Raw genomic sequence first — 12,930 nt, 5'->3', positions numbered from 1 at the left:
GCCGGGACGCACAGCGATCAGAGCAGCGCGCGGATCTCGTCGGCCGAGGGATTGCGCAGCACCTGGTCGCCGATGATCACCGTGGGCGTGAGCTCGTCGCCGCCGTTCAGTTCGCGCACCCGTGCGTTCGCCTCTTCGTCCTGCCACACGTTCACCCAGGTCACGCGCGGGTCGCGTCCGAGGCTCAGCAGCAGACGCTCGCAGTAGACGCAGCCGGGCTTCCACAGCACCAGGGCGCGGCCCGGGGCGATCTGCGCCGACGCCTCGGCCCAGGCGGTGTGGCGTCCGCGCCGGCCCGACCACCAGCCGATCGTGAGCACCACGAGGCAGCCCAGGACGCCGACGAGAGTGCCCGCGGTGAGGCTCTCGACCCCGATCACGATCGCGAGGACGAGCACCGCGAGGAACCCCAGGAGGATGCTCAGTCGCGTGCGCTGGTCCATGGCGCTCTCCTCTCTCGTCGTCGCACCTGCGTCGGCAGTCGCAGTCGCAGTCGCAGCGGCCTCACGGTCGCAGCTCCTGCCAGCCCTCGGGAAACGTCACGAGGCCCGCGTCGGCCGGAGGGACGAAGGCGCCCCAGTCGGCGCCGACCAGACCCTCGCGGCGCTCGAAGATGCCGCGCACCGTCGCCCCCACCTCGGTGATGCGCTCGGCGATCTCGCGGGTCGCGGTGCCGTTGTCCACGAACCATGCCAGCTCGTCCTCGTCCTTCATCGCGACGCGCCAGTCGTCGGTCGCGGGATCGCCCTCGGCGACCACGTCGAGCGCCCAGTCCTGCATGTCGTAGCCGAGAGGGGTGCGCCGCCAGGGCGCCTCGAGGTTCCCGTACCAGCGGGGCGTCCAGTCCGTGCCGTCGTGCCAGCGCCAGATCGACCAGGGCTCGCCCGGTCGGTGCGCGCGCACCACCGTGCTGCCGCGCCACGCGGACAGCTCGTAGGAGCCGTCCCAGTCCCCCGGCGCGACGAGCCGGCCGTTCGGGCCCGAGCGGGGGCCGCCGCGTCCCGCCATCTCCGAGCCGGGGACGGTCATCATCACGATGAGGTCCTCGGAGTCGTGCAGGACCGTGCCGGCGACGGCGAAGCCCACGGCCGGGCCCGTCTCGGGGAAGTCGCGGACGCTGCGCTGGACGACGTCCGTCCCGGGGGCGTGCGGCGGCACGGGCGGGTCGTAGGGCGCGGTGGGGAGGTCCCCGAAGGGGCCGGTGGTCGGTGTCGCCATGGCCCCACCGTACGCAGGGGTCCGACGGCCGGTCCCGTCGGCCGCATAGAGTCGGACGGGACCCGGCCGCAGCAGGAAGAAGGAACCCGCGTGAGCGCACCCACGATCGCCGACGTGCGCGAGGCAGCGCGCCTCCTGGACGGCGTCGCCCATCGCACGCCCGTGCTCACCTCCCGCACGCTCGACGCGCTGACCGGCTGCGAGATGCTTCTGAAGGCGGAGAACCTGCAGCGCGTCGGCGCATTCAAGTTCCGCGGCGCCTTCACGGCGCTGAGCGCCCTGGACCCCGGGACGCCCGTGGTCGCGTTCTCCTCCGGCAACCATGCGCAGGCGGTCGCGCTCGCGGCGCGCGAGCAGGGGCGCCGCGCCATCATCGTCATGCCCGAGGACTCCCCGGCGGCGAAGCTCGCGGCGACCCGCGGCTACGGCGCCGAGGTGGTCCTCTACGACCGCTACCGCGAGGACCGCACCGCGATCGCGCAGAGGATCGCCCGTGAGCAGGGCGCGGAGGTCATCCCGCCCTTCGACCATCCGTCGATCATCGCCGGCCAGGGCACCGCGGCCCTCGAGCTCCTCGAGGACGCCGGCGATCTCGACCTGCTGTTCGTGCCCTGCGGAGGCGGGGGTCTGCTCTCGGGCAGCCTGCTGGCCGCGGCCGACCTCTCCCCCGCCTGCCGCGTGTTCGGCGTGGAGCCGGAGGCCGGGGACGACGTGCGCCGCTCCTTCGACGCCGGCGAGCCGGTGGCCATCGACGTGCCGCGGACCATCGCCGACGGCGCGCAGACCACCCGCGTCGGCGACACGACCTTCGCGATCATCCGGGAGCGCGTGAGCGGCATCCTCACCGCGAGCGACGCCGAGCTCGTCGCCCAGATGCGATTCCTCGCGGCGCGGATGAAGACCGTGGTGGAGCCGACGGGCTGTCTGGGGCTCGCCGCCGCCGTCGCGCAGGCACGGGATCTGGCCGGCGACCTCGGCAGACGGCCCCGCGTGGGCGTCATCCTGTCCGGCGGGAACGTGGACCTCGCCCGGTTCGCCGAGCTCCTGGGCGGCGGCGAACCCGTGGGCGATGGCGAACCTGTGGACGACGCCGACGCTGCAGGAGGAGCGGCATGAGCGCGGGCAGGAAGGACACGAGCCCGCGGAAGCCCGCGGCGAGCACGACGGCGCCGCGGAGCGGGGCGACCGGCAGGCCGCTCTGGCCCGGACAGATGCTCTCCTCACTGCTGATGGCCGGGGGCGTGCTCATGCCCTACGCCCCGTGGCTGATCACGAACGGCCTGGCGCGGCTGCTGGTGATGTTCGCGCTGCTCGCGGCGGGCGTGCTGATCTACGGGATCGCGATCCGGCGCTCCGACCTGCCGCGGACCGGCACGGCTCCCACGCCCATCGCCTCGCGGATGATCTTCCTGGGGGTCATCGGTCTGACGCTGCTGTCCTCGCTGATCATCGAGAGCATCCACGCGCCCCTGTGGATCCCGCTGCTGGTCGTCGTGGCGGCGCTGCTGTTCCTGGCCTTCCACCTCGACGCGAGGTCGCGGACCCAGGGATGAGGCGAGCGGGGACAGAGGCACGCGGGCGGGACGGACCACCCCGGGGCCGCGTCCTCACCGCTCCCGCAGCACGGACTCCACCGCCGCGATCGCGGCCTCCAGGGTCTGCGCGTCCGCACTGCGGGGGAAGCTGAAGCGCACGGCCGTCTGCGCCACCTCGCGCGGGACGCCCAGGGCCGTGAGCACGTGCGAGGGCTCGTCGCTTCCGGCCGCGCACGCGGAGCCGCTCGAGGCGATGACGCCGTGCTCCTCGAGATCGAGCAGCACGGACTCGCCGCTGGTCCCGGGGAAGCAGAACGACGCGTGGCCGGGCAGGCGGCGGGCCGGCGGAGTCGCGGGCGCGTCCGACGACTGCCCCTCCCCCGCAGCACCGACCGTCGGCCCCGTGACCAGCGCTCCCTCGCGGGCGCGGAGGACGCGTGCGATGAAGGCGTCGCGCAGCGGCGCGAGCCGGGTCGCCGTCTCCTCGCGCTCGGACTCGGCGAGCTCGAGCGCCGTCGCGAGCGCGACCGCGAAGGCGACGTTCTCAGTGCCCGAACGTCGGCCGCCCTCCTGCCCGCCGCCGTGCACGAGGGGTTCGAGGGGGAGACGGCCGCGGATGATCGCGGCGCCGATCCCCTTGGGCGCGCCGAGCTTGTGGCCAGAGATCGTCAGCGCGTCCGCGCCGAGCCCGCGCAGGTCGAGCCAGCCTGCCGCCTGGACGGCGTCGGTGTGCAGGAGGGCGCCGACCCGGTGCGCCTCCTCGGCGAGCGCGGGCACGTCCGAGACGACCCCCACCTCGTTGTTCGCGTACGCGAGGGAGACCAGGGTCGTGTCCTCGCGCAGCTCCTCGCGCAGGGCCTCGGGGGTGATCGTCCCGTCGGCCGACGAGGTCACAAACGAGACCTCGAAGCCGTGCACGCGCCGCAGATGATCGATGCTGCCGAGCACGGCCTCATGCTCGATGGGCGAGGTGACCAGGTGCTTCCCGCGTGGGTTCGCGAGCGCCAGTCCCTTGATCGCGAGGTTCGCGGCCTCGCTGCCCCCGCTGGTGAAGGCGACGTCGCTGCGGCGAGCACCCAGCACGGACGCGACACGGGAGCGGGCGTCGGCGAGCCCCGCGGCGGCGGCCTCCCCTGCGCTGTGATGGCTCGAGGGATTGCCGAACACTCCGGTCAGGTAGGGCCACGCGGCCTCGAGGGCCTCGCGCCGCACCGCGTCGGTCGCGGCGGCGTCGAGATACAGCATCACCGGGCGGCGCTCACCGTCGCGTCGAGCCCCAGGTCGAGGCTGCGCACCGAATGGGTGAGGGCGCCGGAGGAGATCACGTCGACGCCCGTGCGGGCGATGTCCCCGACGGTCTCGAGGGTGACGTTGCCGCTGGCCTCGACGATGGCCCGGCCGCCGACGATCTCCACGCCGCGCTCGAGGTCGGCGAGCGAGAAGTTGTCGAGCATGATGACGTCGACGCCGCCGGCGAGGACGGGCTCGATCTGATCGATGCGGTCCACCTCGACCTCCAGCCGCGTCATGTGCCCGAGGCGCTCGCGGGCGGCGCGGATCGCCTCGGTGAGGTCGAGGCCCCGGCTGCGCAGCACCGCGAGGTGGTTGTCCTTGGCCATCACGCCGTCGGAGAGGGAGAAGCGGTGGTTCACGCCGCCGCCGCAGCGCACCGCATGGCGCTCGAGGGCGCGCAGGCCGGGAGTGGTCTTGCGGGTGTCGGTGATGCGCGCATCGGTCCCCTCGACCGCGTCGACGAAGGCGCGGGTGAGGGTCGCGATGCCGGACATGCGCTGGGCGAAGTTCAGGGCGATCCGCTCGGCCTGGAGGACGGCGCGCGCGGGACCCTCGATCTCGGCGAGCACCTGGCCGGCGGCGAAGGATTCCCCGTCGGCCGCATGGGCGGCGACCTGGACCGACGTGTCCGTGAGCCGGAAGGCGGCGCGGACCACGTCGATGCCGGCGAGCACCCCGGCCTCACGGGCGGTGAGCCGCGCCGCGGCGCGGGCGTCCGCGGGGAGGAAGGTCTCGCAGGTGGCGTCGCCCCAGGGCGCGTCCTCGGCGAGCGCCGCGGAGACGACGCGGTCGATGTGGGCGCTGGTCAGCATGCGGGGACCTCCTGGAGAGTGCGGGCAGCAGGGGCGGGACGGGTTTCGCGAGCAGGAGCGGCCGACGGGGCGGGGACCGGCGAGTGCTGGGCCATTCCCTCCGCGGCCGACGGATCGTCGAGCCGGTGGTGGGCACCGGCGGAAGCCGTGCGGGCGCGGGCCGCCGCGACCGTGAGGCGCGCGAGATGCAGGAGGTTGCGATCCTCGACCGCGGCCACGGTGCTGGGCGCCGGGGCGGACCAGCCGTCCAGGACCCGGGCGGCGTGCGCGAGCCGATCGCCTGTGCGCAGCAGCCCCACGCGCTCCCACATGAGCCCCTGCAGATCGCGGCGCGTCCATGCGGGCCCCGCTGCAGGCACCGCGGCGAGCGCCGCGAAGGCTGCGGCAGGTGCTGCGTCCGACTCAGCGTCCGACCCAGCAGCCGATCCAGCTGCCTCGACAGCCGCGGTCTCTCCGGCGCGCGCGCCGAAGACGGCGCCTTCGAGCAGCGAGTTCGAGGCCAGGCGGTTCGCGCCGTGCACACCGGTGCAGGCGCACTCCCCCGCGGCGAACAGGCCCGGGAGGCTCGCGCGCCCGTCGAGGTCGGTGCGGATCCCGCCCATCGCGTAGTGGGCGGCCGGGGTCACCGGGATCGGCCGGGACGCCCAGTCGAGCCCCGCTGCGTGCACGGCGGCATCGATGGTCGGGAAGCGTCGGGCGAGCTCGGCACGGCCGATGTCCGTCGCGTCCAGCAGCACGGGGTGCCCGTGCTGGGAGGCCATGACGCGGGCGATGGCCCGGGCGACGACATCGCGGGGAGAGAGTTCGGCGCGCGGGTCGATGTCGAGCATGAACCGCCGGCCCTCGACATCGCGCAGGACGGCGCCCTCTCCGCGCACGGCCTCGGAGACGAGGAAGGCACTGCCGGTGAGGGCCGTGGGGTGGAACTGCACGAACTCGAGGTCGGCGACGCGCGCGCCCGCGCGCCAGGCGGCGGCGACGCCGTCCCCCGTGGCGACCTCGGGATTCGTGGTGTGGGAGTACAGCTGCCCGGCGCCGCCGGTCGCGAGGACCACCGCGTTCGCGCGGACCTCGAGCGGGGCCCCGTCGGCACCGAGGAACGTGGCGCCGACGACGCGGGGCGCGCGCTCGGGCCCGCGCCCGTGCCCGTGCCCGCGCTCGCCACGGTTCGCGGACTGATACTCCTCGTCCCGCGCAGCGGGGCAAGGCGTTCCCGCGGGAACGTCCGGAGTGTCAGAAACCCGTGCGGCGCCGGGACCGGACAGGGCACTGCTCGGCACAATGACCAGCAGATCGACGAGCGCCGTCTGCTCGAGCACCTCGATCGGTGCGCGTCGAACTGCCCTGACCAGGGCATCCTCGATCGCCCGACCGGTCGCATCCCCTCCGGCATGCAGGATGCGGGGCCGCGAGTGCGCGCCCTCCAGGCCCATCGCGTACGGCAGGTCGGGGTCCTCGGCGTCCCCCTCGACCCGGTCGAAGGCGACGCCGAGGTCGATGAGCTCGCGGATCCGCGCCGGTCCCTCCTGGCAGAGCACCCGCACGGCGTCCTCGAGGCACAGGCCCGCCCCCGCAATGTGCGTGTCGGCGGCGTGCTGGGCGGGCGAGTCCTCCGGATCCAGGGCTCCGGCGATCCCTCCCTGGGCCTTCGCGGTCGCCGAGTCGTCGATCGCCCCCTTGGTCACGAGCAGCACGCGGGAGGTGCGGGCGGCGCGCAGGGCGGCCGTCAGCCCTGCGATGCCGGAGCCGACGACGAGCACGTCGGCCCGCAGGTCGCGGGTCATGCGCGCGCGGCGTCGGACGGAGCGTCGGCCGCGCTGGTCGCGCCGTTCTCTGCGGCCGCGCCGGTCGCCCCTCTCGCTCCGTCGCTGACGGCTCCCGGCTTCGCCGCGAGCATGCGCTCGAGGGCGAGGCGGGCGGGATCGGCGACGTCGGGGCCGACGGTGATGCGGTTGATGACCTCGCCCTCGAGCAGGGACTCGAGGGCCCAGGCGAGGTAGCCGGGGTGGATGCGGTACATCGTCGAGCACGGGCACACCACGGGGTCGAGGCAGAAGATCGTGTGCTGCGGATGCTGCGCGGCCAGACGCTGGACGAGGTTGATCTCGGTGCCGATCGCGAAGGTCGTGGGCTCCTCGGCCGCCTCGATGGCCTTGCGGATGTAGTCCGTGGAGCCGGCCTCGTCGGCCGCATCGACCACGGGCATGGGGCACTCGGGGTGGACGATCACGCGCACGCCGGGATGCTCCGCGCGGGCCTTGTCGATCTGGGCGGTGGTGAAGCGCTTGTGGACCGAGCAGAAGCCGTGCCAGAGCACGACCCGGGCGTCGCGCAGGGTCTGCTCGTCGTTGCCGCCGAGCGGGCTGCGCGGGTTCCACATCGGCATCTGCTCGAGCGGGATCCCCATCGCCTTCGCGGTGTTGCGGCCCAGGTGCTGATCGGGGAAGAACAGCACGCGTCGGCCGCGCGCGAAGGCCCACTCGAGCACGGTCGCCGCGTTCGAGGACGTGCACACGATCCCGCCGTGGCGGCCCACGAAGCCCTTGATCGCCGCGGAGGAGTTCATGTAGGTCACGGGGATGACGGGGGCGGGTACGTCGTCCCCGTCGACCGCGCCCGCTCCGTCGGCGGCGCCGGGCCCTTCCGTCCCGCCGAGCTCGTCGGCGTAGACCTCCATGAGCTGCTCCCAGCACTCCTCGACCTGGTCGATGTCGGCCATGTCGGCCATCGAGCAGCCGGCGGCGAGGTTCGGCAGGATGACCGCCTGCTCGGGGCCGGAGAGGAGGTCTGCGGTCTCGGCCATGAAGTGCACGCCGCAGAAGATGATCGCCTCCGCCTCGCGGCGGGCCTTCGCGGCGTTCGCCAGCTGGAAGGAGTCGCCCACGTAGTCGGCGTACTGCACGACCTCGTCGCGCTGGTAGAAGTGGCCGAGGACCACGACCCTGTCCCCCAGCTCGGCCTTCGCGGCGCGGATGCGCCGGTCGAGCTCCTCGCGGCTCGCCTGCCGGTAGCGCTCGGGGATGCCGCCCTGGCGAGGCGCGGCACGCGGGATCGGGTCGGCCTGGGAGGCGCCGGGGCCGTACGTGGAGGGCCCGGCGTCCACGTCCCACGGCGCGTCCAGCAGCGCGGTCGAGCAGGTGCTGCCGCGGGCGGCGCCCGTCGAGATGTCGCGGATGGTGAGGTCGACCGAGGCGGTGGTGGTCATCGGGTTCTCCAGGGTGTGAGGGGGGCGGTGGGGCGATGAGTGCTGGGGCGATGGGTGCCGGTCAGAGGCCGGTGAGCGGGCCGTTGTCGGCGAGGTGGATGGACTCGTCATGGCGGAAGAGCTGCGCGGGGCGGTGACGGCCGCCGGCGCGGTACTCGCCCGTGGGGACGAGTCGTCCGCTCGCCTCCGTCTGACGACGGAAGTTCGCGGGGTCCAGGCGCCGGCGAAGCACGGCCTCGTGGACGGCGCGCAGCTCGGCGAGGGTGAAGGTCTCCCCCAGGAAGGCCGCGGCGATGCGGGAGTACTCGACCTTGTTGCGCAGTCGCCACAGCGCGTACTCGACGATGAGCGAGTGGTCGAAGGCGAGCTCGGGCAGCTCGTCCGCGACGAACCAGCGCACGTTGACCGACTCGAGGCTCGCGTCGGCCTCCTCGGAGCGCACCAGCGCCCAGTAGACGACCGAGACGGTGCGCTCCGCGGCCGACGGTGCACGGTCCAGGCTCCCGAAGGCGTAGAGCTGCTCGAGGTAGCGCGGGGTGAGCCTCGTGGTCTCCCGCAGCGTCCGGCCCGCCGATGCCGCGAGCCCCTCGCTGGCGCCGAGCGGACCTCCGGGAAGTGCCCATTTCCCCTGGTGGGGGTCGCGGATGCGGCGCACGAGCGGGACCCAGAGCACCGGCAGACGGGTGTTGGGATGGGGGCGCAGCGCGAAGATCACCGTCGAGACGGCGAGGGAGACGGGATCGGCCACAGCGGTCACCTCCAGTTAAAGTCACGCGGACCTTTACGGTTGCGGAGACCTTATGGTCGCGATGACCCGAACACGGGCGCTGTGACGAGGAGCTGTGACCGCCGTCACCGGTCAGGTGACTCTAAGTCGGGGCCCGTCGACGGCAATCCCCTTGCCGCCCACGCATCCCCGGCGTTCGATGGGGTCATGACGAGCTACGTCTCCCATACGTCCATCGACTGCGCGAACGCGTTCGCGCTCTCGGAGTTCTGGAAGAAGGTGCTCGGGTACGTCGACGATCCCGAGGACCCGAACTTCCCGGGCCACGAGGAGTGCGCGATCCACGATCCCGAGACCGGCCACACCCTGCTGTTCCTCGAGGTGCCCGAGGCGAAGTCCATCAAGAACCGCCTACACCTGGACCTGCGTCCGCGTCGTGACACGCAGGACCAGGAGCTGGCGCACCTGCTCGAGCTGGGCGCGACGCAGGTGGCCGATCTGCGCGGCATCCACGGTCCCGGCAGCGGCTGGGTGGTCCTGGCCGATCCCGAGGGGAACGAGTTCTGCATCCTGCACTCGGACGAGGAGATCGCCGCGATGCGGTGACCGGGCGGCGCGGTGTCCGGGCGCTGTAATCGCCTCAGTCCTGCCGACGGGGCTTCCAGGTCTCCCACCAGTGCCGGCGGTAGGCGCGCTCTTCGCGGTGCGCGGCGGCGTCCATGTACGCGGTGAACGCCGCGTCGTAGAGGGAGGCAGGCAGGACGAGGTCGGCGCGCGCCACGTCCCTCTCCCGCAGCTGCGCACCCAGGATCCCCGGGATCTGGCGCATGCCGAGGCCGCGACCGGGGACCGCTCGACGGATCCGTGCGCCCTCGGCGGTGAGCTGCATCCCCCAGTCCGCGTCGACCGTGGCGAGGCCGGTGCCCACGAGGACGGCGGCTGCGCTCTCGATCCGCTCGCGGGAGGGGAGGTCGGTCTGCAGCATGTCCCACCCCGAGAGCAGGGACTGGGTGACGAGCCTCGGACGCTTCTCGTCCAGCAGCGCCATCAGGGTGGCGGCGTCGTCGACATCGAAGTCCATGGCGGCAGTATCCCGCGGTCCGACGGGCCCGCACCCGCCCCCGCGCGTCGGCCCACGCCCTCGCGCGTCGACCCTCGGACCGGCCCGCCCCCTCGCGCGGGCCGGTCATCGCGTCACACGAAGGCGCTGACCCCGGTCACCTTCCGGCCCACGATGAGCGACTGCATGGTGTCGGTGCCCTCGTAGGTGTGGAGGGCCTCGATGTCGCTGCGGTGGCGCACCACGCGGTTCTCGAGCAGGATCCCGGAGCCGCCCAGCAGGTCGCGGGCGTTCGAGGCGATCTCTCGCGCGGCGCGGGTGTTGTGCACCTTGGCGAGCGACGCCTGCTCGGGGCTGATCGCTCCCGCGGTCTCGAGCTCGGCGAGGCGGGTGCAGTACAGCTGCATGGAGGTGAGGGTCTGCAGCATGTCCGCCAGGCGCACCTGCACGTTCTGCGCCTTGGCGAGGGGCCGGCCGAACTGGATGCGGGTGCGCGCGTGCTCGAGGGCGGCCTCGTAGCAGGCGGTGGCGTGCCCGAGGGCGCCCCAGGCGACGCCCGCGCGGGTCGCGAAGAGGACCTTCGAGGTGTCCTTGAAGGAGCGCGCGCCGGGCAGGCGCGCATCCAGCCCCACGCGCACGTCGTCCAGGCGGATGTGCGCCTGGTGGATGGCGCGCAGGGCGACCTTGCCGGTGATGACCTCGGCCTCGTAGCCGGGGAGGTCCTGGGCGACGAGGAACCCGGAGACCTGGCCGTGCAGCGTCTCGTCGCTCGGGTCGTCGACGCGCGCCCAGACCACGGAGACGTGGCCGTTCACGCCGTTGCCGATCCAGCGCTTCTGGCCGCTGAGCACCCACTGATCGCCGTCGCGACGGGCGGTGGTCTCGAGCGAGACGGAGTCGGAGCCGTGGTCGGGCTCGGTGAGGGCGAAGGCGCCGAACTCGCGGCCGGCGACCAGGGGCTCGACCCAGCGCTCCTTCTGCGCATCGGAGCCCAGCAGCACGATCGAGCGCAGGGCGAGACCGCCCTGGACGCCCACCATGGTGCCGAGCGACCCGTCGATCCGGGAGAGCTCCATGTTCACCAGGCCCGCCGCGAGCGGGCTGAGCGCGCGGTGCCCGGGGACGTCGAGCCCGTCGGTGAGCAGGTCGAGGTCGCCGAGCTTCGCGATCAGCTCGGTCGGGTACTCGGCGCGATCCCATGCCTCGTTCAGGCGCTCGAGGTCCTCCGCGAGGCGGCGTGCGTCGGCCCAAGCCCGCAGATCCTCTCCGGCGACGTCCTGGAAGAGGGCGAAGTGGTCGGCCTCGATCGGCAGCAGCTCGGCCGGAGTCGCGGCGGTCGGGTCGGGGGCCGAGACGACGGGGCCGGGGCCGATGCCGGTCGCGGCGTCGCCGGCGCGCTCGGAGCGGGCGGCGCCCGCGTCGGTGCTCGGGGCCGGAGGGGTCTGGGGCTGGCCGGGGTGGTCGGTCGTGGTCATCAGGACATCCTCTCGAGGATCAGGGCCATGCCCTGGCCACCGCCGACGCACAGCGTGGCCAGGCCCAGCGCGCCGTCGCGCTCCTGCAGGCCGTGGATGAGGGTGGTGGTCATGCGGGCGCCGGTCTGGCCCCAGGGGTGGCCGAGCGCGATCGCGCCGCCGTGGACGTTGAGCTTGTCGTGGTCGATGCCGAGGTCGTCGGCGGAGGGGATGACCTGGGCGGCGAAGGCCTCGTTGAGCTCGACGAGGTCGATGTCGCCGATGCTCATGCCGGCGAGGTCGAGGGCGCGGCGGGTGGACTCGACGGGGCCGAGGCCCATGATCTCCGGACTGAGACCGGAGACGCCGGTGGAGACGACCCGCGCGAGCGGGGTGAGGCCGAGCTCGCGGGCGCGCTCGTCGGACATGACGACGAGCGCCGCGGCGCCGTCGTTCAGCGGGCAGCAGTTGCCCGCCGTGATCGTCCCGCCGGGACGGAAGACGGGGTCGAGCTGGGAGACGGACTCGTAGGTGACGCCCGCGCGCGGGGAGTCGTCGGCGGAGACGACGGTGCCGTCGGGCAGGGTGACCGGCGTGATGTCGCGGTCGAAGAATCCGGAGGCGATGGCCGCCTCGGCGCGGTTCTGCGAGCGCACGGCGAACTCGTCCTGCGCCTCGCGGGTGATGCCGCGCAGCTCGGCGACGTTCTCGGCGGTCTGGCCCATGAGGATGTACGGGTCGGGCAGGTCGCCGTCCTCCCGCGGGTCGTGCCACGGGGCGGGGATCTCGCGGCTCGCGCGCTTGTCGGTGCGCTCCCAGGCGTCGCGGAACAGCGGGTCGCGGTCGTCCTCCTCCATGAGCTTCCCGCTGCTCATGGAGATGGACTCGACGCCGGCGGAGATCACGGCGTGCGCCTCGCCCGCGCGGATCGCGTGGAAGGCGGTGCGGGTGGTCTGGATGCTCGAGGCGCAGAAGCGGGTGACGGTGGCGCCGGGCACGGTGTCCAGGCCCAGGCGGATGGCGACGGTGCGGGCGAGGTTGCCGCCCTGGTAGCCCTCGGGGATCGCGCAGCCCAGCTGCAGATCGTCGATGGTGGCGGGGTCGAGGCCGGGGGCCTGTTCGAGGGCCGCCCCGATCATCTGCCCGGCGAGGTCGTCGGGGCGGATCGAGATGAGAGAGCCCTTGCGGGCGCGGCCGATGGGCGAGCGGGCAGCGGCGACGATGACGGCCTCGGGCACGGTGTCTCCTTCGACGGGTGTGGGGGCGCCGGCCCCGGGTCCGACGGAGGTGCCGCGCGCAGGCGCACCGCAGAACGGATACCGATACCGACCGTTCCTGATACTAACGGTTTCAGGTACCTGTGCCAATCAGCGCGATCGAGGCGGGGCCGGGCGGAGCGGGACGACGCGCGGGCCGCTCATCCGGTCGACGAACTCGGCCCCGCGCCGACGGACCCCCTCCGTCGCGCGGAGCCGATCGTCCGCTCCCCACCGGGCATCAGCCCGATCCCCCGTGGGGGCACCTCGAACACTAGGTCCGACCACCGACATCCGACCATGGGGAGAAGTCCCCATCGACGCTGGTCATGGCCGAGACCCGCCGGACCGGGGCCGCGGACGCCCCCGG

At 73.5% G+C, this 12,930-nt stretch carries 13 protein-coding genes; 3 read left to right on the top strand and 10 right to left on the bottom strand.

Going from position 1 to position 12,930, the window contains the following annotated elements; all coding sequences use genetic code 11:
• Positions 1 to 17: 17 nt before the first annotated feature.
• Together Bra3105_RS12700 and Bra3105_RS12695 are read right to left on the bottom strand one after the other, a co-directional pair.
• Positions 18 to 443 (bottom strand): glutaredoxin family protein, encoded by a 426-nt coding sequence (locus Bra3105_RS12700; protein ID WP_228357083.1) that lies wholly within the window; start codon positions 441 to 443, stop codon positions 18 to 20.
• Between the two features lie 61 nt (positions 444 to 504).
• The gene (locus Bra3105_RS12695) at positions 505 to 1,218 is read right to left on the bottom strand and encodes a ribonuclease FAU-1 family protein (protein ID WP_228357082.1); all 714 of its coding nucleotides are present in this window, start codon (positions 1,216 to 1,218) and stop codon (positions 505 to 507) included.
• A gap of 90 nt (positions 1,219 to 1,308) precedes the next feature.
• Between Bra3105_RS12695 and Bra3105_RS12690 the strand changes: the two genes are divergently transcribed.
• Together Bra3105_RS12690 and Bra3105_RS12685 are read left to right on the top strand one after the other, a co-directional pair.
• Positions 1,309 to 2,334 (top strand): threo-3-hydroxy-L-aspartate ammonia-lyase, encoded by a 1,026-nt coding sequence (locus Bra3105_RS12690; RefSeq protein ID WP_228357081.1) that lies wholly within the window; start codon positions 1,309 to 1,311, stop codon positions 2,332 to 2,334.
• Positions 2,331 to 2,771, top strand: coding sequence for a hypothetical protein (locus tag Bra3105_RS12685; protein WP_228357080.1), 441 nt, complete (start codon positions 2,331 to 2,333; stop codon positions 2,769 to 2,771). Before Bra3105_RS12690 ends, Bra3105_RS12685 begins: the two co-directional genes overlap by 4 nt.
• A gap of 54 nt (positions 2,772 to 2,825) precedes the next feature.
• Here Bra3105_RS12685 and Bra3105_RS12680 read toward each other — a convergent pair whose 3' ends face one another.
• The 5 genes from Bra3105_RS12680 to Bra3105_RS12660 all read right to left on the bottom strand — a co-directional run bounded on the left by Bra3105_RS12680 (position 2,826) and on the right by Bra3105_RS12660 (position 8,820).
• Complete coding sequence (locus Bra3105_RS12680) at positions 2,826 to 3,998, bottom strand: cysteine desulfurase family protein (RefSeq protein ID WP_228357079.1); 1,173 nt, start codon at positions 3,996 to 3,998, stop codon at positions 2,826 to 2,828.
• A complete protein-coding gene (gene nadC / locus Bra3105_RS12675) occupies positions 3,998 to 4,858 on the bottom strand; it encodes a carboxylating nicotinate-nucleotide diphosphorylase (RefSeq protein WP_228357078.1) in 861 nt (286 codons plus the stop codon). Before nadC ends, Bra3105_RS12680 begins: the two co-directional genes overlap by 1 nt.
• Entirely contained in the window at positions 4,852 to 6,642 is a 1,791-nt protein-coding gene (locus tag Bra3105_RS12670; RefSeq protein ID WP_228357077.1) for an L-aspartate oxidase, read from the bottom strand. The genes nadC and Bra3105_RS12670 overlap by 7 nt, the downstream gene beginning before the upstream one ends.
• Entirely contained in the window at positions 6,639 to 8,063 is a 1,425-nt protein-coding gene (gene nadA / locus Bra3105_RS12665; protein ID WP_228357076.1) for a quinolinate synthase NadA, read from the bottom strand. Before nadA ends, Bra3105_RS12670 begins: the two co-directional genes overlap by 4 nt.
• Positions 8,064 to 8,124: 61 nt before the next feature.
• Positions 8,125 to 8,820, bottom strand: a complete 696-nt coding sequence (locus Bra3105_RS12660; RefSeq protein ID WP_407650881.1) for an NUDIX hydrolase — start codon at positions 8,818 to 8,820, stop codon at positions 8,125 to 8,127.
• 177 nt (positions 8,821 to 8,997) lie between these two features.
• Here Bra3105_RS12660 and Bra3105_RS12655 point away from each other — a divergent pair, with 177 nt between their 5' ends.
• A complete protein-coding gene (locus Bra3105_RS12655; protein WP_228357074.1) occupies positions 8,998 to 9,396 on the top strand; it encodes a VOC family protein in 399 nt (132 codons plus the stop codon).
• A 34-nt stretch (positions 9,397 to 9,430) separates the two neighbouring features.
• Here the strand turns inward: Bra3105_RS12655 and Bra3105_RS12650 are convergent, their stop codons facing one another.
• The 3 genes from Bra3105_RS12650 to Bra3105_RS12640 all read right to left on the bottom strand — a co-directional run bounded on the left by Bra3105_RS12650 (position 9,431) and on the right by Bra3105_RS12640 (position 12,542).
• On the bottom strand, positions 9,431 to 9,871 hold the full coding sequence (locus tag Bra3105_RS12650; protein ID WP_228357073.1) for a hypothetical protein: 441 nt from the start codon (positions 9,869 to 9,871) through the stop codon (positions 9,431 to 9,433).
• A gap of 113 nt (positions 9,872 to 9,984) precedes the next feature.
• Positions 9,985 to 11,325: an acyl-CoA dehydrogenase family protein gene (locus Bra3105_RS12645; RefSeq protein WP_228357072.1), complete on the bottom strand. Its 1,341-nt coding sequence runs from the start codon at positions 11,323 to 11,325 to the stop codon at positions 9,985 to 9,987.
• On the bottom strand, positions 11,325 to 12,542 hold the full coding sequence (locus Bra3105_RS12640) for an acetyl-CoA C-acetyltransferase (RefSeq protein ID WP_228357071.1): 1,218 nt from the start codon (positions 12,540 to 12,542) through the stop codon (positions 11,325 to 11,327). Before Bra3105_RS12640 ends, Bra3105_RS12645 begins: the two co-directional genes overlap by 1 nt.
• Positions 12,543 to 12,930: the final 388 nt, after the last annotated feature.

The organism is Brachybacterium halotolerans subsp. kimchii (assembly GCF_020792675.1).
Taxonomy (GTDB): Bacteria; Actinomycetota; Actinomycetes; order Actinomycetales; family Dermabacteraceae; genus Brachybacterium; species Brachybacterium halotolerans.
The sequence above is the reverse complement of the archived record's forward strand: the minus strand, read 5'-3'. Positions and strand labels throughout refer to the sequence as shown.